This is a genomic window from Clostridium acetobutylicum ATCC 824, assembly GCF_000008765.1.
GTDB lineage: Bacteria > Bacillota > Clostridia > Clostridiales > Clostridiaceae > Clostridium_S > Clostridium_S acetobutylicum.
On record NC_003030.1, the window covers coordinates 3416359 to 3439810 of the forward strand.

A 23452-nucleotide genomic window follows, 5' to 3' on the forward strand; every position below is an offset into this window, starting at 1 on the left:
TTTTCTAACTATTATATGGTTTCGCCCGAAATCTTACTATACTTAAAGTCAAAAGAATAACTGCAAGACAACACATAGCTGCTATATCTCTTGATAAATATTGCACACCAACTCCCTTTGTTATAATCCCCCTTAGTATATTTAAAAAATAAGTTAACGGCAGCACATTTCCTATAAGCTGTATTACCTTCGGCATTGCCTCTCTTGGAAAAACAAAGCCTGAAAGAAGTATACTTGGTAATAGCACCAATATTGTTAACTGCATTGCTTGAAGTTGGGTTTTTGAAATAGTTGATATCAATATTCCTATAGCAAGAGCACATATTACAAAAGCAAAACCTAATAAAAGCAAAAGAGGTATACTGCCATTTATAGGAACGTTAAACCACTTTATTCCTAAAACTAATGAAAACAAAAAGTCTATATATCCTATAAAAATATACGGTACAAGCTTTCCTAATATTATCTCTCCTGCTTTTAAGGGTGAAACTGTGAGTTGTTCTATAGTTCCCCTTTCCCTTTCACGAACTAATGCAAATGCAGTTAAAAGTATGGTTATATTTTGCATAATAAGTCCTATGAGACCTGGAATAGTAAAGTTTTGATTTCTCAAATTGGGATTATATAATACCCTAGTATTTACATTAACCCCTCCTTCTTGGAACTTTGAGCTTGTTTTCTCTCCAAATCCTTGAAGCTTTTTCATACCATACTGCTGCCCTGATACAACTCCACTGCTAAATGCTGTTCTTGCAGTTGTCGGATCAGATCCATCTACCAAAAGCTGTACATTTGATTCTTCTCTCATTTGTAGTTTATTTGAAAAATCAGGAGGTATAACAATAGCTGCATGAACCTTACCCTTATCCATCTTTTCTCTTACTTCTTCGATACTTTTAACTCTTGATACAACTTTAAAATATCCAGTATTCTGAAAGCTTTGAATTAACTCTCTACTTTCTATAGAATTGCTTTGATCTAATACTGTCATTGATATGTTGCTAAGCTCAGTATTTACAGCATATCCAAACAAAAATATCATAACTATGGGCATCATAATAGCAATTCCAAAACTTGCTCTATCACGTTTAAGCTGTATAACTTCTTTTTTAACTATAGCTTTAAATCTTTGAAAATTCACTTTACTCACCTCCCACCATTTTCTTTAGTTCTTCAAAGGAATTTTCCACCTTTTGATGAGTGGTCTTTTCAACATACTTTATAAAAACATCTTCTAGCTTATTTACTCCTTCTCTTTCTATAAGTTCCTTAGGTGCCCCTATTGTCATGAGCTTACTATCAAATATAAATGCCAAAAGATCACAGCTTTCAGCCTCATCCATATAATGAGTTGTAACAAGTATTGTTATTCCTTCACGAGAAAGAGTATATATCATTTGCCAAAAGATCCTTCTAGACACGGGATCAACAGCAGATGTAGGCTCATCTAAAACTAAGATTTCAGGCTTGTGTATTAAAGCACACCCAAGTGCAAGTCTCTGTTTCCATCCTCCTGAAAGATTTCCTGTTATAACCCCTTCTCTTCCTTTAAGTCCTGCCATACTAACTATATATTTTTTCATTTCTTCTCTTTTATCCTTTTTAATACCATAAATTCCTGAATAAAAGTTCAAATTTTCATTCACTGTTAAATCCTCATACAAACTGAACTTTTGAGACATATATCCTATCTTTGACTTTATTTTATCTCTTTGACGCCTAACATCATGCCCTAAAACGTAAGCCGTTCCCGAAGTAGGTTTTAAAACACCGCAGAGCATTTTTATAGTTGTAGATTTTCCTGATCCATTTGGACCGATAAAACCATATATCTTTCCTTTAGGAACATTAAAGCTTATATTATCTACCGCAGTATAATTTCCAAACTTTTTAGTTAAGTTTTTTATTTCAATAGCATCCATTTCTCTTCCTCCTTCCTTATTTTATTTCTACATCCATAAGTGTTCCTGGAGAATAATTAAAATTCTTATTAAGCTTAACTCTTACTTCAAATACTGTAGCTTCCTTATCACTTTTAGTTTCCGTATTTTTAGGAGTAAATTCTGACTCAGTTGATATATATGAAACTTCACCTTCCCCAGCCTTTTTTCCATTGTAATATACTTTCAAATTATCATTTAATTTAATCTTGTCACGTTTGGATTCTTCTACATATATTTTTATATACTTATTATCTACATCTAAAACCTTAGCAATGTTTCCTCCCTGTCCTATAATCTCTCCTTTATTCACCAATACTTCTGAAACTACACCGCTTCCTTGACTTTTAACATCACATCTAGAGAGGTTTAGGTTTGCTAAATCAAAAGCAGCTTGAGCCTCTTTTAGTTTACCTTCCACCTGTTTTTTACTATTATCTGGTGTATTTACTGGAATGCTATCAAAAGCTGCCTCAGCTGCTTCGAGTCCTCCTTCTGCTTGATTTTTTTGTATTGTATAAACATCAGCATTTATATTTGCAGCTAAATCATTTTCCTTTATTCTGTCTCCCTCATTTATATCTACCTTGTCAATCTTTCCTGCCACTTCAGAAGTTACATAAAAACTCTTGCATTCAACAGTTCCTGTATATCTATTGCTTTCGGTATTATTAGTACATGCTGTTAAACTAAAACATGCTATTCCTATAAAAAAAGCCATAATTGTTTTATTCCTCATTACATATATCTCCTTTTATATTTTAATATTGGTTAAAAGTTAATGAGTGAGTACTCACTTACTAATATAGCATCTTATACCATATTGTCAACCTTAAAATCTATATTCATTCTAATTAATTGCAAAAAATTAAAAGAAGACTTTAGTATTACTATATATAACCAAAGTCTTCATCTATAAACTTGATGTACTATTTAGTGTTAATAACTCCATACAACATCATTTCCACCATTTGATCAACCTGCCTTTCTCTATCAAGCTTTATTAGTTCAGGGAAAATTGATTTTTGCACAACATACATAACTACACATCCTATAAAAGTTCTGACCATAACCATTAAATCTAAGTCTTTAAATTTCTCTTTAAAATCATTATGTAAAATATGGCCCTCTATCATTTCCTTTACAGTTAAGATTATGTTCTCCATGAATTGTTCCTTTAAATCTTCTTGATACTGTATTTCTGTAAAAACAATTTTAAAAATCTCTTTATTTTTTTCCAAAAGCTCTATTCTATCAATCATTATTAGCTTAAGCACTTCTTTTAGACTTTTATCTTTATTGTCCCTTATTATTTTTTCTAATCTGGTTGTTATAATACTTTTACCTATTAATTTTGATGAAAACATTATTATTCTAGCTAAAAGAGCTTTCTTATTTTTAAAATATCTAAATATAGTTCCTTCTGCTATACCTGCCTTTTTTGAAATTTCACTTGTTGTGGAAGCATTATAGCCTTTTTCAGAAAAAACTTTAATTGCCGCCTCAATTATTTCTTTTTCTCTATCTTCAGGTGATTTTCTCGCCATTTAAATTCTTCTCCTCTCTTTACCAATGAGTAATTACTCATTTATTACTATACCATCTTTAATATAATTCTGAAATAGCTTATCCTTTTACTTAAAGCCTAGTTCAACAAAATCAATAAAAATATTTTAAAATTTCTCATTTTTGTAGTATACTCTATATAACATATTACAACTAGGGGGATGATATAAATTGAAGAAATTAAAATGTAAAAGTCTATTATCTGCTTTAGCGTGCCTTACTTTACTTTTCACTATAATTCCTGTAAACGCATACAAAGCTGATACTACCGTGGGAATAACCTATGATGCCCACGTTCAAAATATTGGTTGGCAAAATCCTTGGTCCAGTAATGGCGAGGAAATTGGCACTGATGGTAAGGGTCTTCGTGTTGAAGCTTTTAAACTCAAACTTACAAATGCACCTTCTGATGCTAAAATAGAGTACCAAGCTCATGTTCAAAATATCGGCTGGCAAGACTGGGTTAGTAATGGTTTAGAGGCTGGCACTGACGGCAAAGGTCTTCGTGTTGAGGCTCTTAGAATAAAACTAGATAACATGCCTGACTATAGAGTAGAATACTGTGCTCATGTTGAAAATATTGGATGGCAAGATTGGGTATCTGATGGTGCTGAGGCTGGTACTGATGGCAAAGGTCTTCGTGTTGAAGCTCTTAAAATTAGAATAGTAAAGAAATCTCATCCCGATGCTGTCACTCTTAACAAAGCTACTGAAAATTTAACTGTAGGTGATACAGATACATTGTCTGCAACGGTTACACCAAATAATGCAGAAAACAAAAGCATAACTTGGTCATCTTCTAATTCTAATATAGTTTCTGTTAATAATAGTGGTAAGATAAGCGCACTAGCCGAGGGAAATGCTGTAATTACTGCTTTAACCGTTGATGGTCAAAAGGCAGCTTCCTGTAATGTAAATGTGTCCAAAGGTGATTATCCTAGGGTTCAATACCAAACTCATGTGCAAAATATTGGTTGGCAGGACCCGGTTACTGATGGTGCTGAGGCTGGCACTGAAGGCCAGAGCCTTAGAATCGAAGCTCTTAAGCTAAATATTTTAAACGCACCTGTTGGCGCTAAAATAAATTATCAAACTCATGTTGAAAATATTGGCTGGCAAACTCCCGTTAGTAATGGTCTAGAGGCTGGCACTGATGGTAAAGGTTTAAGAATCGAAGCTCTCAAAATAAGCCTTGAAAATATGCCCGGATATTCAATTCAATATCAAACTTATGTTCAAAATATTGGCTGGCAAAACTGGGTATCTGATGGTGCCGAGGCTGGCACTGACGGCCAAGGCCTTAGAATTGAGGCTCTTAAAATAAAAATAATAAAATCAATTAATGTTGCTTCCATTAGTTTAAACAAAAGTACAGATACTTTAACTGTTGGAGATACGGATTCACTATCTGCATCTTTTAATCCAAGCAACGCTACAAACAAAAATTTATCTTGGACTTCTTCTGATCCTTCAAAGGTTTATGTAGATTCTAATGGTAAAATCACAGCTTTTGGTCCAGGAAATGCTATAATTACAGCGACTTCAAATGATGGCAATAAACAAGCCACTTGTACAGTTACTGTAAATCAAAGGGTAAATACTAACCCCAATGAGGTTACCTTTGCTGATAAAAACCTAGATAGTGCCGTTAGAGCTGTATTAAATAAGCCAACCGGTACTCTATATAAAAGTGATGTGCTTCAAATTCAGTCTATAGATTTAACCGGAAAAGGTCTTCGCAGTTTAAACGGTATTGAAAATCTTACTAATCTTCAAACACTTTATTTGGCAAATAACTACATTATTGACATAGCACCACTTAAAAACTTGACTAATTTAAATACTTTAGTACTTGATGATAATAGCGTTAGTGATCTTAGTCCATTATCTAGCTTAAATAATTTAAAGAGCTTAAGCTTACCTCAAAACAATTTTAGCGATATTACACCTCTCAAGAATTTGATTAACTTAAATCACCTTGATTTCAGTTACAATAATGTTATTGATATAACTCCGCTTAAAAATCTAACTAATTTAGTTACATTACTAGCTTCCTATAACAACATAAATGATATATCCGCCATAACTAATGTAGGCAATCTACAAATACTTGGATTAAACTCTAACAAAATTAATAACCTTACACCCCTGAATACATTAACAAACTTAAACACACTTTATATTAGTAATAACCTCGTAACTCACGAAGGTATAAATACCTTAAAGACAGCATTACCTAATTGCACTGTTATTGGAGACAATGAACCATCACAATAGTGATGGTTCATTGTCTTTATTTAATTTAAGTCACATGAATCACTAGACAAAGTATGTAAATCTTTAAAATTAAGCCCTGATGTTAATTAATTACATTTTTTACATATATAGTGATATAATTATAACTGTAAAACAACATAAAACTAAATTAAGGGGGTATATGTAAATTGAAAAAGCTAAAAACAAAACACTTAATAACTGCATTGGCATGTCTAGTTTCTCTTTCTACTTTTGCTTATACAAATACCTGTAAAGCAGCCGCTGACGAAGCTCCTACTGTGGGTGTAACTTACGATGCTCATGTTCAAAACATTGGTTGGCAAAACTGGGTATCTGATGGCGAAGAGGCTGGTACTGATGGCAAAAATCTTAGTCTTGAAGCATTAAAAATTAATCTTACCAATGCACCCAGTGATGCTAAAATATTATACCAATCTCACGTACAGAACTTTGGTTGGCAGGATTGGGTTTATGACGGTGCTGAAACTGGAACCGACGGAAAATGCCTTCGACTTGAGGCAATAAGGATAAAGCTTGAGAATCTTCCTGGATATTCAGTTGAATACCAGACTCATGTCCAGAACATTGGTTGGCAAGCTCCTGTTAGCGATGGTGCAATAGCCGGAACTGTAGGACAAGGTCTTAGGGTTGAAGCTATTAGAATTAGACTTGTAAAAAATGTACCTGTTACTTCAATTGCCTTAAATAAAGAAACTGATACTTTATCTAGTGGAGATTCAGATACATTGACTGCTACCATAACACCAAGTAATGCTTCCAATAAAAACATAAATTGGACTTCTTCTGATAACAGCATAGTTTCTGTTGATAATTCAGGTAAAATAACTGCCATTGCAGAAGGTAGCGGTACTGCTACAGCAACTATTACCGCTGCATCTAGCGACAGTCAAAAAACCGCAACCTGTGTTGTTACTGTAAATAAAAGAACTCCTATAACCTTTAAAGATAACAATTTAGAAACTAGCATAAGAAATATGATAAATAAACCAACTGGCTCTTTATATAAAGAGGATGTGCAAGGCATAACTTCTTTTTACAATACTAATCCAAACATACACTACCTAGATGGAATTGAAAATCTTTCAAATCTTGAGTTTCTTACTTTTAGTAATACCCCTATAAAAGATTTAACTCCACTTAAATCCCTAACCAAACTAAAACATTTGCAACTTGATAATGTTACTATAAACGATTTTACTCCAATAGCTAGCCTAACTAACTTAACTAATTTATCTCTTCAAAATACTGGGCTTAGCGATTTAAGTGTACTTAATAACCTAACGAATTTAAAAGATTTATTTTTAGGTAATAACAATATTAGTAATATTGACGCCTTAGCTAATCTACACAATTTAACTACTGTATCTCTTTTAGGAAACCATATTAAAAATATTAATTCACTTGCTAACTTATATAATTTAAACCTCATTGATTTATCTTATAACATTATTACTGATTTATCTAGCTTAGCTAACTTATCTAATTTAAACAAGCTCTATCTATCAAATAACAATTTAGAAAATATTAGCTCATTAAATAAGCTGTCAAATTTACAAACTCTTGATATTTCAAATACTCTTGTAAATAAATCTGATGTAGATTCACTCCAAGCCGCTTTACCTAACTGTTTAATAAAATATAATTACTAAAACTCAAATTAAAATATACACTTTTAAAGGCTACTCAAAAATATTTCATAAATTTCAAAGATGATTCCTGTAATGTGTGGAGTCATCTTTTTTGGTTCAACGATTCTATCATCTTATAACTTACATACCAAAACTCATCAAACAATCCGTATATTTTTATTTAAATTTTAATATAATTAAAATTTATAGTTTAAAATCAAGAATTTTATAGTATAATTATATAGAATATACGAATCATACTCATTTAAGGGGGACATTTTAATTGAACAGATTTAAAATTAAGTATTTATTAGCTACACTAGCGTGTTTTGTATCTTTCTCTGCTTTTACTTGTACATCTTCTGTTAAAGCAGACACTACTGATACTACTCCACACGTAACCTACGATGCTCATGTCGAAAACATTGGGTGGCAGGACCCTTGGTCTAAAGATGGTGCTGAAATCGGTACTGACGGCAAAGGTCTTCGTGTTGAAGCTCTCAAAATAAAGCTTTTAAATGCACCAGCTGGTGCTAAAATAAGCTATCAGGCTCATGTTCAAAATGTTGGCTGGCAAGATTGGGTATCTGATGGCACTGAAGCTGGTACCGACGGTAAAGGTCTTCGTGTTGAAGCTCTTAAAATAAAACTCGAAAACATGCCTGGCTACTCAATTCAATACCAAGCTCATGTTCAAAACATAGGTTGGCAAGATTGGGTATCTGACGGTGCTGAAGCTGGTACTGACGGCAAAGGTCTTCGTGTTGAGGCTCTTAGAATTAAAATCGTTAAGAATAATGATACCCCAGCGTCTTCAATTAGCCTTAGTAAGTCTACAGACAGCTTAAAGGTTGGAGATACTGATACATTATCTGCTACTCTTTCTAATAATGCAAACAGTAAAAACATAACTTGGACTTCTTCTGATTCCAGCATTGTTTCTGTTGACAATAACGGTAAAATAACCGCCTTAAAGGAAGGTACTGCCAATGTAACTGCTTCCTCTGACGGAAAAACAGCTTCCTGTGCAGTAACTGTTGCAAAAGCTGCAACTACTGACACTGCACCTTCTTTATCTTACTCTGCTCATGTTCAAAATATAGGCTGGCAAACTCCAGTAACTGACGGTATGGAGGTTGGAACTGATGGTAAGGGTCTTCGTGTTGAAGCCTTTAAACTAAACCTATTAAATGCACCAGCCGGTGCTAAAATAACTTATCAGGCTCATGTTCAAAATATTGGCTGGCAGGACTGGGTTAGTAACGGCGCTGAAGCTGGTACTGACGGCAAAGGTCTTCGTGTTGAAGCTCTTAGAATAAAGCTTGAAAACATGCCTGGTTATTCAATAGAGTATCAAGCTCATGTTCAAAATATTGGTTGGCAAAATTGGGTTAATGATGGTGAAGAAGCTGGTACTGATGGACAAGGTCTTAGAGTTGAAGCTCTTAGAATTAGAATTGTTAAATCCGTACCTGTAGATTCTATTTCCTTAAACAAGCAGACAGATACTATAGCTGTAGGAAACTCTGATACATTATCTGCTGCTGTAGCTCCAACTAACAGCACTTTTGTTTGGACTTCTTCTGACAGCAGTATTGCATCAGTCGATGCCTCAGGTAAAGTTACTGGTATTAAAGCTGGAACAGCCACTATTACTGCTTCATCTCTTGATGGTAAAAAAACAGCTTCTTGTTCTGTAACTGTAGCTGATAAAACTGTAGTCACTTTTAAAGATCCAGTTTTGGAGCAAGCTGTAAGAAAAGAAATAAACAAAACTACAGGACAACTATATAATACTGATGTTAATAAGATAACTTCCTTAGGGATTATAAAAGATACAGTTATAAATTCTTTAGATGGAATTGAGCAGCTTTCAAACCTTAAACAACTGTGGTTAAACTATGGAAATGTAACTGACCTTACCCCTATTAGTAAGCTAAGCAATCTAAAAATATTATCTTTAAATGGTGATACTGATATTGATATTAGTCCTATTGGTAATCTAACTAACCTAAACCAATTAGATATAGGCGAAAGTAAAATTAGTAATATTAACGTTCTAAATAAACTAAACAACTTAAATTATTTAATTCTAGATAAGAATACTTCAATTAAAGATTTTAGCCCTTTGGGTAGTTTAACTAATCTAACACTGTTGCAGGCAAGTTATTGTAATTTTTCCGATCTTACTCCTCTAGCTAAAATGAAGAATTTAAGTAGAGTAAGTTTAAATTACAATAACATTACAAGTATTGAACCTTTAAAGTCTTCAACAAACTTAGTGGATTTAGTTTTGAGCGGAAATAAAATTAGTGATATTACTCCAGTAGCTAATTTAACTAATTTAGAGTCTATTTCATTAAGCTATAATCAAGTTAACAATATTTCCTCTTTAGCTAAATTAACTAAACTAAAATCTCTTATGCTTGATCATACTGGCATTAGTGATATTAGCTCCTTATCAGGTTTAACTAATTTAAATTACCTTGGAGTTCAAGACAACAATATAGAAGATATTACTAGTCTTAAGAATTTAACTAATTTAGCTAATTTAAAAATATCCCAAAACAAAATAAGTAATGTTGATGCTATAGGTAATCTAACCAATCTTACTCTTCTTGATATGAATAACAATCAAATTAGTAATATTAATGCTATTAAAAATTCAACTAAACTTATTTCGTTATCTATGCATCACAATAAAGTAAGTGATATCAGTGCTTTATCTAAATTAACTAATTTGGAATCTCTTAATTTAGGTAATAATCCTATTAACGATGTTACTCCTCTAAAGGATTTATCACATTTATACGAAGTAGATTTAACAACAAGTCAAGCAAATATAGATTATTTAAATTCTGTTTTGCGTCTTGGTCATGCATACAATAACAAAAATCAAGATAATTAATATTTTTCCAACATTATACACATTAATTAAAAACCAGTACCCATAGGTACTGGTTTTGTTATGTATCTCCCAATTTTTTTAAATATTTTTTACTTATATTTAAACTATTTTAACAAAATTAAATCTTTTTCTTAAAAATCAAGAATTTTATAGTATAATTATATAGAATATACGAATTATACTCATTTAAGGGGGACATTTTAATTGAACAGATTTAAAATTAAGTATTTATTAGCTACACTAGCGTGTTTTGTATCTTTCTCTGCTTTTACTTGTACAGCTTCTGTTAAAGCAGACACTACTGATACTACTCCACACGTAACCTACGATGCTCATGTCGAAAACATTGGGTGGCAGGACCCTTGGTCTAAAGATGGTGCTGAAATCGGTACTGACGGCAAAGGTCTTCGTGTTGAAGCTCTCAAAATAAAGCTCTTAAATGCACCAGCTGGTGCTAAAATAAGCTATCAGGCTCATGTGCAAAATGTTGGCTGGCAAGATTGGGTATCTGATGGCACTGAAGCTGGTACTGACGGTAAAGGTCTTCGTGTTGAAGCTCTTAAAATAAAACTCGAAAACATGCCTGGTTATTCAATTCAATACCAAGCTCATGTTCAAAACATAGGTTGGCAAGATTGGGTATCTGACGGTGCTGAAGCTGGTACTGACGGCAAAGGTCTTCGTGTTGAAGCTCTTAGAATTAAAATCGTTAAGAATGATACTCCAGCGTCTTCAATTAGTCTTAGTAAGTCTACAGACAGCTTAAAGGTTGGAGATACTGACACATTATCTGCATCTCTTTCTAATAATGCAAACAGCAGAAACATAACTTGGACTTCTTCTGATTCCAGCATTGTTTCTGTTGACAATAACGGTAAAATAACTGCCTTAAAGGAAGGTACTGCCAATGTAACTGCTTCCTCTGACGGAAAAACAGCTTCCTGTGCAGTAACCGTTGCAAAAGCTGCAGCCACTGACACTGCACCTTCTTTATCTTACTCTGCTCATGTTCAAAATATAGGCTGGCAAACTCCAGTAACTGACGGTATGGAGGTTGGAACTGATGGTAAGGGTCTTCGTGTTGAAGCCTTTAAACTAAACCTATTAAATGCACCAGCCGGTGCTAAAATAACTTATCAGGCTCATGTTCAAAATATTGGCTGGCAGGACTGGGTTAGTAACGGTGCTGAAGCTGGTACTGACGGCAAAGGTCTTCGTGTTGAAGCTCTTAGAATAAAGCTTGAAAACATGCCTGGTTATTCAATTCAATACCAAGCTCATGTTCAAAATATTGGTTGGCAAAATTGGGTTAATGATGGTGAAGAAGCTGGTACTGATGGACAAGGTCTTAGAGTTGAAGCTCTTAGAATTAGAATTGTTAAATCCGTACCTGTAGATTCTATTTCCTTAAACAAGCAGACAGATACTATAGCTGTAGGAAACTCTGATACATTGTCTGCTGCTGTAGCTCCAACTAACGGCACTTTTGTTTGGACTTCTTCTGACAGCAGTATTGCATCAGTTGATGCCTCAGGTAAAGTTACTGGTATTAAAGCTGGAACAGCTACCATTAATGCTTCATCTCTTGACGGTAAAAAAGCAGCTTCTTGTTCTGTAACTGTAACTGCACCTGAGCCTTCTATAGAATACAGTTCTTGTTTTGAAAGTGCTGGATGGGAAAATACAGTTAAAGACGGGGCTGAATCTGGTATTGGAGGAAGACCTCTTGATCTTAAAGGTTTGAAAATCAATTTAAAGAATGCACCAGCAGGAGCTAGCGTTGCATATAAATTATATTCAAACCACGGTATAATTGAAGCTAATGACGGTAAGGAACTTATTTATAATGGTCAGGCCAGCATATATGCTTTCTCAGTAGAGTTAAAAAACATGCCTGGATATTCAGTTGAATATGAACCATACTTCTCTCAAACTGGATGGGGTTATTGGATGTCTGACGGAGCCTATATTTATGCTGGACGTACACCCCTTCCAATTGAGGCCATTAAAATTAAGCTTGTTAAAGAAAGCCAAGTTCCACAACCTGCACCTATAGCTTCCATTCAAATACCTAAAACAAACTATAACATAACCGCTGGAGATTCAACTCGTATAGATTACTCAGTTTCTCCATCAGACTATAAAAATAAAATATCCTGGACTTCTTCTGATCCAAGTATAGTTTCTGCAGATGATTATGGTTTTATAAAAGGCATAAAACCAGGAAGTGCTACTATAACTGCAACTTCACTTGATGATAGCAGCAAAAAAGCTTCTTGCACTGTAACTGTAGATGCACCTATACTTGTGAATTCAGTTACTTTAAATAAAACTAATCTTACATTAGGAATTAATAATTATGAAGATTTAAGTGCCACAATTAATCCTAAAAATGCTCACGATAACTGGGTTTATTGGTCCTCTTCTGATGACAGTATAGCATCTGTTACTTATGATGACAGTGAAGCATCTGCTACTTATGATGGCAGGATTACTGGAAAAAAAGCAGGTACTGCTACTATAACTGCAACTTCACTTGATGGCAAAAAAGCTTCTTGCATTGTAACTGTATTAGATAAAACCATACTTGATTCAATAACCTCAGATAAATCTGATATTTCTTTAGATATAGGCTTTGTTAATAAATTAGAATATACAACTAATCCAAATATAGCACCTAAAAGCATTAAATGGAGTTCATCTGACAAAAGCATAGCATCTGTTAATGATGACGGTTATGTTACTGGAGAAAAAACAGGAACTGCCGTTATAACTGGCACTATTGCAGGAAAAACTGTTTACTATACGGTTCATGTAGGCACTTATAAAGCTCCTTACTTATCTTTTAAAAATATATATTTATGGGCATCAATATCTCAAGCATTATCTGCAGCAGGTTTAACAGAAACTCAGTCTAGTTCGTTGCCTCTTTTAGAAAAAGTTGATGCCCATGGAGAATATACGGATGTTCCTCCAACTCACTCATATGATATAAATGATTTGTCTGGAATAGAACAATTTACAGGGATTAAGAATTTAAACCTCAGCTATAACAATATATCAGATATTACTCCACTTAAAAGCTTAACAAAGTTAGAAACCTTAGAAATAGATCGTAATCCAGTTACGGATATTAGTGCTCTTAAGGATCTAAAAAATCTAAAATCTCTAACTTTAACTTACAAGCACAATGATCCTATAACTAATATGGAGATTTTAAGCACCCTACCTAATTTAAAAGAACTCATAATTCTTGACGGATACGTAACAGATGAAGATCTACAGCATTTAAAATCCATTTTACCTAACTGTTCAATAAAGGTTGAATACAAGTAAAATTTAATAACTAAAAACCAGTGCCAAAAGCACTGGTTTTTTCTATAAATCATCCACTAAAGTACTTGCCTTTGCATAGGCTGTTGATTTAGCCTCAAAAAAGTCTGTTTTTACAGAATTAGCATCAGCATATATATCAACCCAAAGGGCTGGATTTTCATCATATCCTTCATATATTGGTTCAAATCCAATGGCTTCAAGCCTTCTATTTCCTAAATACTTTATGTAGTCTTCAATTAGTTTCTTATTTATTCCTTGGATATTATCTCCTATTACATAATGTCCCCAGGTAATTTCATTTTCAACACCTGTTTTAACCATATCTTTAAGTTCTTTTTTTATCTCTTCTGTAAACATATCAGGTTCTTCCTTTTGAAGCTCCTTTATTATATTTCTAAAAAGCCATAAATGCGTATTTTCATCCCTATTAATGTATCTTATTTCTTGAGCAGAACCCGGCATTTTTCCATTTCTCTCTAAGTTGTAGAAAAACATAAAACCAGAATAAAAGTATATTCCTTCAAGAACGTAGTTTCCCATTATAGCCTTTAGAAAATTTTCATCACTAGGCTCTTCAACAAAATTATTGTATATATCTCCTATGAATTTATTTCTTGAAAGAAGTACTTCATCGTCCTTCCACTGAAATAATATCTCATTTCTTTTTTCAGGAGAGCATATTGTATCAAGCATGTAACTATAACTTTGAGAATGCACAGCCTCTTGAAAAGCTTGAATTGTAAGGCATAAATTAACCTCACTTGCAGTTATATAATCATTTATATTTCCTAAATTTGCAGTTTGTACAGAATCCAAAAATATTAAAAAGGAAAGTATTTTATCATAGGCTGTCCTTTCATTGTCAGTAAGCTTTCCGTAGTCCTTTAAATCCTGTGAAAGATTTATTTCCTCTGGTATCCAAAAGTTATTCATTCCCTGTCTATACCAATCTGATACCCAAGTATATTTCATATTATTAAAATCATTTAGATTTGTTGTATTTCCATTTACTATCTTCTTTTTACTAGTTTCCGTATCACCATTCTCATTAAAAAGCGGTCTTCTTGTTATTGCCAATTAAAATTCCTCCTTAAGCTTATTCCTTATGCTGAACAGCTGTCACAATCTCCAACGGTTAAAGATTTCGATCTAACATAGTAAATACTTTTAACACCAGATTTATAGGCTTCTATATATAAGTTCATAATTTGCCTCATAGTGTAATCAGTAGTTATATATAAATTAAAGGATTGTGATTGATCTATGTGTCTTTGTCTTATTCCATTTATTTTAACGCACAATTTTTGATCTATATTATAGGCTGAATTGTAAAACCAGAAATTTTCTCTAGAAAGGTTTGGCGCTATTTTAGGAGTTATACTGCCCTTTTTCTCCTCCATCCAAAACCTAGCCATAACTGGATCTACTCCTTCTGAAGTACCAGCAATAGTTGCTGTAGAACCATTAGGTGCAACTGCCATAATGTATCCATTTCTCATGCCATACTTTTTAATCTTAGCTATAAGAGCTTTCCACTTAGGAGAATTGTACCCTCTAAGCTTAAAGTAACTACCATTTTCCCAATCAGAACCTTCGAAATATTCATAGCGTCCTTTATCTTTAGCTATATTCATAGACGCTTGTATAGCATAGTAATTTATTTTTTCATAAACTCTATCTGTGAATTCAAAATGGTCATCACTTGTCCACACTACCCTATTGTTTGTAAGCATATGGTGATATCCACTAGTTCCTAAGCCTATTCCTCTGTATCTTTTATTTGTAACCTCTGCAAAAGGAACAGAATAATAATTAAGATCAATTACATTATCCATAGCTCTTATTTGGGTTTCAATTACATATTGAAGCTCTTCATCATCATTTACATCAACATTACCTAGTACAATTGAAGAAAGATTGCACACTACAAAATCTCCAGATTTAGCTTTTTGTACTATTATCTTATCACCATTTTCATCTATAATTTCATCTTCTAAAATATCCATAGCACTCATATTTTGCATTATTTCGGTGCAAAGATTTGAAGAGTATATCATTCCCTTATGTTTATTAGGATTCATTCTATTAGCAGCATCTCTATAGAAAGCAAAAGGCGTTCCAGTTTCCGCTGCACTTTTTATTATAAGCCTTACTATATCCTTAACCGACATCATTCTTTTATCTATTCTAGGGTCATTAACACAGTCAAAGTATCTCTTTTCCCACTCTTCGCCATAATAATCCTCAAGTGAATATCCCTTAACTAATTTTATCTCATGAGGACACATCATATACCAGTTTGCATCTATATCTTCCTCTGCAAGCCTCCAAAAAAGATCTGGATAACACACTCCTGGAAATACATCATGTGCCTTCTTTCTATCATCACCGTTATTGGTTCTAAGCTGCATAAATTCCGGTAAATCTTTATGCCATGCATCTAGCCACACAGCCACGCTTCCATTTCTAACTCCAAGCTGGTCCACTGCTATTGCCGTATCGTTAAAAAGCTTAACCCACGGTACAACTCCGCCTGACGCACCTTTAAAACCTCTTATTGAAGCGCCCATAGATCTCACTTTTCCAAAATACACTCCCATTCCTCCACCATATTTAGATACGTTGGCAAAATTATCTAGTGATTTGTATATGCCCTTTAAGCTGTCATCAACAGTATCTATAAAGCAGGAACTAAGCTGATAAAACGGCTTTCTTGCATTTGACATAGTAGGGGTTGCCATTGTTGCCTTAAGAGAACTTAAAACATCATAGAATCTCTTAGCCCAGTAAACCCTATTCTCCTGTTTTTCTGGAACAGCAAGATGCATAGCTATTCCCATAAACATTTGCTGCGGAAGCTCAAGCACCTTTCTTTCAAAATTTTGAATCAAGTATCTTTCAGAAAGCAGCTTTATGCCGCTGTATGTAAATAAAAAATCTCTATCCTTCTTAATAAAACTTTCAAGTTCGTATATATCCTCTTTTGAATAATTTTCTAATATGTACTTACCATAAAGTCCTTCATCCGTAAGCTTCACAATAAAATCATAAAAGCCCTTATATGGATCTTCATTTTCAGAAATATTTCTGTTTTTTCTAACTTCATTATATAAATTTATAACATATAGTCTAGAAGCACCTTGAAGCCACTTTGGTTCATCTGCCTTAGTCAATTCTAGACATACTTGAATTACAGATTTAATTATCTCCTCTTCTTTCATGCCCTCACGCGTTATATGTTTAAGTACATTTATAAGTTTAGTTTTAGTGTATATATTTTCATCATCATTAATGCCCTTTAAGGCTTCCTTGCACAAATTTTCTACATCAACCATACTATTACGCCTCCACAATATGTAGTATATATATTCTGTTTTTTCTATTCGAACCACAATATATCGCTTTGTATATTATAATAACTATATGCTACATTTGTAAAATAACTTTTAGCCTAAATTCAAGCATTAATTTATACCTTTATAGTATAGTTTCGTTTTCCTTTATTTTTTGTATGCATGTAATTAAAAATATTATTGAATAAATCAGCACACAAAAACTCATTTTATCTATCAATCTTAAATTTAATAAACATAATTTAAATATCAATTTATATATATTAATTAGAGGTGATATGTAAATTGAAAAAATTAAAATCTATGTGCTCACCAATTATTTTTATAACGTTTTTGATGTTTTTTAACTTTGAAGGCTTAAATATCAAATGTAAAGCAGATATCAACGATTCTTATGTAGGAGTGACCTATAATGCCCATATACAAAATATCGGGTGGCAAAATTCATGGTGCATTAACGGAGAAGAAGCTGGCACTGATGGTAAAAGTCTCAGAATGGAAGCTCTAAAAATTAATCTCACTAATGCACCAGCTGATGCTAGAATACTCTATCAAGCCCACGTACAAAATCTTGGTTGGCAGCAATGGGTTAATGATGGTAATGAAGCTGGCACTGATGGTAAAGGCCTTAGAATGGAGGCTCTTCGAGTAAAACTTTTAGGGATGCCTGACTATTCGGTTGAATACCAAGCTCATGTTCAAAACCTTGGTTGGCAAAATTGGGTAAAGGATGGTGAGGAAGCTGGCACTGATGGTAAAGGTCTTAGAATTGAAGCAATTAGAATTAAGATTATTAATAAAGTGCATCCCGATTCAATTACGCTAAACAAATCCAATGAAAATTTAGCTCTTGGCAATACCGATAAATTGTCCGTAACCTTCTCTCCAGATAATACAACTGATAAAAATGTTACTTGGAACTCTTCTGACAGCAATACAGTCTCTGTTGACAAGGATGGTAATATAACTGCTTTAAGAGAAGGTACCGCTAACATAACCGCCACATCTGTTGATGGTAAAAAAAATACTAGCTGCTTTGTAACTGTAGTCAAAGCAGAAAACTAAGCTTTAGTAACATTTAAGAATATTTATTATCAGTATTAGGTTTGACCTCCAAATCAAACTACTATCGTTAGCTTAGTATTTTAACTCAAAACAATTTAATTTAACACGTAATCTTAAGAAAACAGTTCAAAGCTTTATTAAATAAGGCACTGAACTGTTTTTAATTATATAAAAAAACTAATTACAAACTCCAGTTAAAGTAATCTTTTAAATTTACACCATACTTATTTTTCATTTAAAAAAAGTATTTTTTGTATTTAAAATACATTTTTTGTAGTATAATTATATATTGTAATATAATATATGGTTAATAGGGGGATTATGTAAATTGAGAAGATTAAAAACTAAATTTTTATTCACTACTTTGGCGTGTTTTGTATCATTTTCTATTTTTAGTTCTACAAACACATACAAAGCAGATACAACCGACACTAATACGGTTGGTGTAACTTATGACGCACATGTTGAAAACATTGGCTGGCAAGCTCCTTGGGCTAAGGATGGTGAAGAAGCTGGCACTGATGGTAAAGGTCTTCGTGTTGAAGCCTTAAAGCTTAATCTTACTAATGCACCAGCTGACGCTAAAATAACCTATCAAGCTCATGTACAAAATATAGGTTGGCAAGATTGGGTTCAAAATGGCGCTGAAGCTGGAACTGACGGCAAAGGCCTTAGAGTTGAGGCTATTAAAATAAAGCTTCTAAATATGCCTGATTATTCAGTTGAATATCAAGCTCATGTTCAAAATATAGGTTGGCAAGATTGGGTTCAAAATGGTGAAGAGGCTGGAACTGATAGCAAAGGGCTTAGAATTGAAGCACTTAGAATTAAGCTTGTTAAGAAAGTACATCCTGATTCGATTACCTTTAATAGCTCTCAAATGGGCTTAAAAGTTGGAGAAACAAGCACACTATCTCCTTCATTTTCTCCTAGCAGTACAACTGATAAAAATTTAATCTGGAATTCTTCCGACGCTTCAAAGGTTAGCGTTGATACTAAAGGAGATATAACTGCTTTAAGCGAAGGTACTTCAACTATTACAGCCACATCAACTGATAACGGAAAATCCGCATCTTGCGTTGTAACAGTAACTAAAGCTGATCCAAAACTACAGTATGAAGCACATGTAGAAAACATTGGTTGGCAGCTTCCCGTTAATGATGGTGAAGAGGCTGGTACTGATGGACAAGGACTCAGGGTTGAAGCTCTTAAAATAAGGCTTTTAAACGCACCTAATGGAGCTAAAATAGCCTACCAAGCTCACGTACAAAATATTGGATGGCAAGACTGGGTCTATGACGGTAGTGAGGCTGGTACTGACGGCAAAGGCCTTAGAGTTGAGGCTATTAGGATAAAACTAGTGAATATGCCTGGGTATTCAATTGAGTATCAGTCACATGTACAAAATGTTGGGTGGCAAAACTGGGTCTCTGACGGAGATGAAGCCGGAACTGATGGAAGAGGCCTTAGAATTGAAGCTTTAAAAATTAAGCTTGTTAAAGCTGTACCTATAGATTCAATAGCATTAGATAACCCTCCAGCTACTTTAAATGTAGGTGATACAGCTTCGCTAAATGCAGTAATTAAACCTGATAATGCCACAAATAAAGGCTTAACTTGGACTTCTTCTGATAATAAAATAATTTCTGTTGATAATAGTGGTAAAATAACTGGTATCAATAAAGGTATCGCAACCATTACAGCTGCATCCAATGATGGTTCAAAAAAAGCTTCTTGCACTATTACTGTAAATGACAATCCAAATAATATAGTAACCTTTAAAGATAGCAACCTAGAAGCTGAGGTAAGAAAATGCATAAATAAGCCAACTGGTACTTTATATAAAAATGATGTTACAGGGATAACAACTCTTAATGCTGAAACTAAAAATATAAACTACTTAGATGGTATTGAAAATTTAGTAAACCTAAAAAGTTTGTACCTGCCAAATAATAATATAAGCGATATTAGCTATCTTAAAGCTTTGGATAACTTAAGAACATTACAATTAGATAAGAATCCAATTACAGACATCAGTTCCCTGTCTAATTTATCTAACTTATCCGAGCTTGATTTAAATGATATAAAAACAAGTAACTTCAGTGCTTTAAAAGGCCTAACAACTTTGCAGCATCTTTCTTTACTTGATAATAATATAAATGATATCAGCTTTGTTTCAAACCTACTAAAACTTCAATATCTTTATTTAAACAATAACAAAATAACCGATATATCTTACTTAAGTAATTTAGCAAACTTAGACAACCTCTCATTGTCAAATAACACCTTGAGCAGTTTAAGTCCTTTAAGCAAACTAAATAATTTAACATCGCTATATTTAATAAATAATAAGCTAACTGATGTATCCGCTTTAAATAGTTTAAGCAATTTACAATATCTTTCTTTAAATGATAATTCCATAAACGATATTAGTCCTCTAAGTAATTTAAACAACTTAAGATTTCTTAATTTATCAGGTAATTCATCCTTAAATAATATTGCTTCTATTAAAACCCTATCTAAACTAACATTAGTTAACTTAGATTATACTAAAGTGACTGACCTAAGTCCTCTTAAGAGCATAAGTACTTTGACTACAATTAGCTTAAACTATACTAACATAACAACTTTAACTCCACTAGAGAGTTTATCCAGCTTAACTGATCTTTATATAGTTAATGATTCCTCGCTTAATCAGTCCTCTGTATCTGAATTTAAAGCAGCATTACCACACTGTAGTGTTACAACATATTAACAAATGGTAAGAGGGGAGAATATGTAAAATGAGAGAATTAAAATTTAAACATTTACTATCTACCTTAGTATGTTTTATATCATTTTCTATTTTTATTCCACTAAATACATACAAGGCAGATACTATTAATACTACAAATATAGGTGTAACCTATGATGCACACGTTCAAAATATTGGTTGGCAAACTCCTTGGGCTAAGGATGGTGAAACTGCTGGTACTGATGGCAAGGGACTTCGTATTGAGGCTTTAAAGTTGAACCTTGTTAACGCACCAGCTGATGCCAAAATACTTTATCAAGCTCATGTTCAAAATATTGGCTGGCAAAACTGGTATAAAGATGGTGAAGAGGCTGGTACTGATGGCAAAGGTCTTAGAGTTGAAGCCATTAGAATTAAGCTTGAAAATATGCCTGATTATTCAATAGAGTATCAAGCCCATGTTCAAAATATCGGCTGGCAAAATTGGGTTCAAGATGGCGAAGAAGCTGGTACTGATGGACAAGGTCTTAGAGTTGAAGCCATTAGAATTAAAATCTCTAAGAAGGTTCACCCCGATTCTATTAAGCTTAATAAGAATAGCGAAAACTTAAAGGTTGGTGACACAGACACATTATCTGCTTTATTTTCTCCTGACACTACAACAAATAAAAGCTTAAGCTGGACTTCTTCTGATAAAAGTACAGTTGTAGTTGATGACACTGGTAAAATAACTGCCTTAAATGAAGGTACTGCTAATATAACTGCTGCTTCTTTAGATGGTCAAAAAACTGATTCTTGTTTTGTAACAGTAACCAAAGCTGATTCTAAAATCCAATATCAAGCTCATGTTGAAAATGTAGGTTGGCAATACCCCGTTTATGATGGAAATGAAGCCGGCACTAATGGACAAGGTCTACGGGTTGAAGCTCTTAAAATAAATCTTCTAAACGCACCTATTGGCGCTAAAATAGTATATCAGGCTCATGTTCAAAATGTAGGTTGGCAAACTCCTGTTAGTAATGGAGAAGAAGCCGGTACTGATGGTAAAGGACTTAGAATTGAAGCTATAAAAATGCATTTAGAGAACATGCCTGGATATCTAGTAGAGTATCAAGCTCATGTTCAAAATATTGGCTGGCAAGACTGGACACGTGAAGGACAAGAAGCTGGTACTGATGGTAAGGGACTTAGAATCGAGGCTATTAGAATACGCCTTATAAAAGCAGTTCCTGTAGACTCAATTACTCTTAGTAACAGCAATTATACCCTAAAGGTTGGTGATACATATACACTGACTGCAACGGTTAATCCAGGCAATGCAACAAACAAGGATATACATTGGTCCTCTTCCGATGGATCAAAAGTTTCTGTTGATGGTAATGGTAAAATAACTGCATTAAGTGAAGGTACTGCAACTATAACCGCTTCAAGCAGTGATGATAGTAAACATGTATCCTGCATCGTTTCTGTAAATGGAATAGTAAATAATCCCGTAGTCTTTTCAGATAAAAATTTGGAGGCAGCTGTTAGAAACTCCATAAATAAGCAAACTGGAACGTTATACGAAAGCGATGTACAAAATATTTCTTCATTAAATGCAAATAATGCTAATATAACTGATTTAACTGGAATAGAAAATCTTAAGAGTTTAGACACCCTATATTTAAATAGTAATAGTATATCGAACCTTACTCCTTTAAGATCTTTAATAAATTTGCAAAACTTATATCTTGGAAACAATAAAATTACAGATACCACTGCATTATCGAGCCTAAGCAGTTTACAAAGACTTGATTTATACGGTAACGCTCTAAATACTTTTGATGGAATAAAAAATCTATCTAACTTAACAGAACTTGACTTATCAAACACAAATTTAAGTAGTCTTGCTTTTTTAAGCGTAGTAACAAAGCTTCAAAATTTAAATTTGTCTTCAAATAAAATAGCTGATATTTCTGCATTAAGTAATTTAACTAATTTAAATCAGCTTGATTTATCCACTAATCAAATAAGCAATATTTCTTCTTTAAATAATCTAATTGGATTAAATATTTTAAATTTAAATTCTAATAAAATAAACGATATTTCGTCGCTTACTAATTTAAAACAACTTCAAACACTATCTCTAAATTCAAATACTATACAGGATATTGATGTATTAAAAAATTTTACTGTCTTAAACGTACTTGGTTTATCAAATAATAAAATAACTGATATTTCTACATTAGCTAATTTAAATTCCTTAAAAAATATTAGCCTAAGCAATAATCAAATAACTAATATTTCTTGCTTATGTAACCTCACTAATGCTCAATACTTACATCTGGAAAATAATCAGATAAATGATATTTCAGCATTGAATAAGCTTAAAAATTTGGCATACCTTTATTTAAATAATAATCAAATAACTGATATTACTGCTTTAGGATTTCTAGACAAACTAAATACACTTTATCTTTCATATAATAAGATTACTAAGGTAGATTCACTTAAAAATCTAACAAATCTTAAAATACTTATTTTAGCTGAAAACAATATTACTTCAACTGACCAAACTTCTTTAAAGGAATCTTTACCAAACTGCTCTATTGTTTATTAATATAAAAGGCTGTATCACCTAGTGA

General features: G+C 33.1%; 12 protein-coding genes and 1 pseudogene. 7 read left to right on the forward strand and 6 right to left on the reverse strand.

The window, feature by feature from the left end:
* Positions 1-4: 4 nt before the first annotated feature.
* The 4 genes from CA_RS16820 to CA_RS16835 form a co-directional block, all read right to left on the reverse strand.
* Positions 5-1141, reverse strand: a complete 1137-nt coding sequence (locus CA_RS16820; protein WP_010966542.1) for an ABC transporter permease — start codon at positions 1139-1141, stop codon at positions 5-7.
* 1 nt (position 1142) lies between these two features.
* Positions 1143-1922 carry an ABC transporter ATP-binding protein gene (locus CA_RS16825; RefSeq protein WP_010966543.1) on the reverse strand — a complete coding sequence of 260 codons (780 nt, stop codon included), beginning with the start codon at positions 1920-1922 and terminating at the stop codon, positions 1143-1145.
* 16 nt (positions 1923-1938) lie between these two features.
* The gene (locus tag CA_RS16830; RefSeq protein WP_010966544.1) at positions 1939-2679 is read right to left on the reverse strand and encodes an HlyD family secretion protein; all 741 of its coding nucleotides are present in this window, start codon (positions 2677-2679) and stop codon (positions 1939-1941) included.
* Positions 2680-2869: 190 nt separating this feature from the next.
* Entirely contained in the window at positions 2870-3487 is a 618-nt protein-coding gene (locus CA_RS16835) for a TetR/AcrR family transcriptional regulator (RefSeq protein WP_010966545.1), read from the reverse strand.
* A 190-nt stretch (positions 3488-3677) separates the two neighbouring features.
* Between CA_RS16835 and CA_RS16840 the strand changes: the two genes are divergently transcribed.
* From CA_RS16840 to CA_RS16855, 4 genes are all read left to right on the forward strand, one after another.
* The gene (locus CA_RS16840) at positions 3678-5783 is read left to right on the forward strand and encodes an Ig-like domain-containing protein (RefSeq protein WP_010966546.1); all 2106 of its coding nucleotides are present in this window, start codon (positions 3678-3680) and stop codon (positions 5781-5783) included.
* A gap of 167 nt (positions 5784-5950) precedes the next feature.
* Positions 5951-7453 carry a leucine-rich repeat domain-containing protein gene (locus tag CA_RS16845; protein WP_010966547.1) on the forward strand — a complete coding sequence of 501 codons (1503 nt, stop codon included), beginning with the start codon at positions 5951-5953 and terminating at the stop codon, positions 7451-7453.
* A gap of 262 nt (positions 7454-7715) precedes the next feature.
* On the forward strand, positions 7716-10340 hold the full coding sequence (locus CA_RS16850) for a leucine-rich repeat domain-containing protein (RefSeq protein ID WP_010966548.1): 2625 nt from the start codon (positions 7716-7718) through the stop codon (positions 10338-10340).
* A 204-nt stretch (positions 10341-10544) separates the two neighbouring features.
* Entirely contained in the window at positions 10545-13676 is a 3132-nt protein-coding gene (locus CA_RS16855; protein WP_010966549.1) for an Ig-like domain-containing protein, read from the forward strand.
* A gap of 42 nt (positions 13677-13718) precedes the next feature.
* On the opposite strand, the gene CA_RS16860 is transcribed toward CA_RS16855, so the two are convergent.
* Positions 13719-14753: a ribonucleotide-diphosphate reductase subunit beta gene (locus CA_RS16860; protein ID WP_010966550.1), complete on the reverse strand. Its 1035-nt coding sequence runs from the start codon at positions 14751-14753 to the stop codon at positions 13719-13721.
* Between the two features lie 26 nt (positions 14754-14779).
* Positions 14780-17011, reverse strand: a complete 2232-nt coding sequence (locus tag CA_RS16865) for a ribonucleoside-diphosphate reductase subunit alpha (RefSeq protein WP_010966551.1) — start codon at positions 17009-17011, stop codon at positions 14780-14782.
* Between the two features lie 354 nt (positions 17012-17365).
* On the opposite strand from CA_RS16865, the pseudogene CA_RS16870 reads away from it, so the two are divergent.
* From CA_RS16870 to CA_RS16880, 3 genes and pseudogenes are all read left to right on the forward strand, one after another.
* A pseudogene (locus CA_RS16870) lies at positions 17366-18088 on the forward strand (Ig-like domain-containing protein); the annotation flags it as partial.
* Between the two features lie 334 nt (positions 18089-18422).
* A complete protein-coding gene (locus CA_RS16875; RefSeq protein WP_010966553.1) occupies positions 18423-20849 on the forward strand; it encodes a leucine-rich repeat domain-containing protein in 2427 nt (808 codons plus the stop codon).
* Positions 20850-20877: 28 nt separating this feature from the next.
* The gene (locus CA_RS16880) at positions 20878-23427 is read left to right on the forward strand and encodes a leucine-rich repeat domain-containing protein (protein WP_010966554.1); all 2550 of its coding nucleotides are present in this window, start codon (positions 20878-20880) and stop codon (positions 23425-23427) included.
* Positions 23428-23452 lie beyond the last annotated feature (25 nt).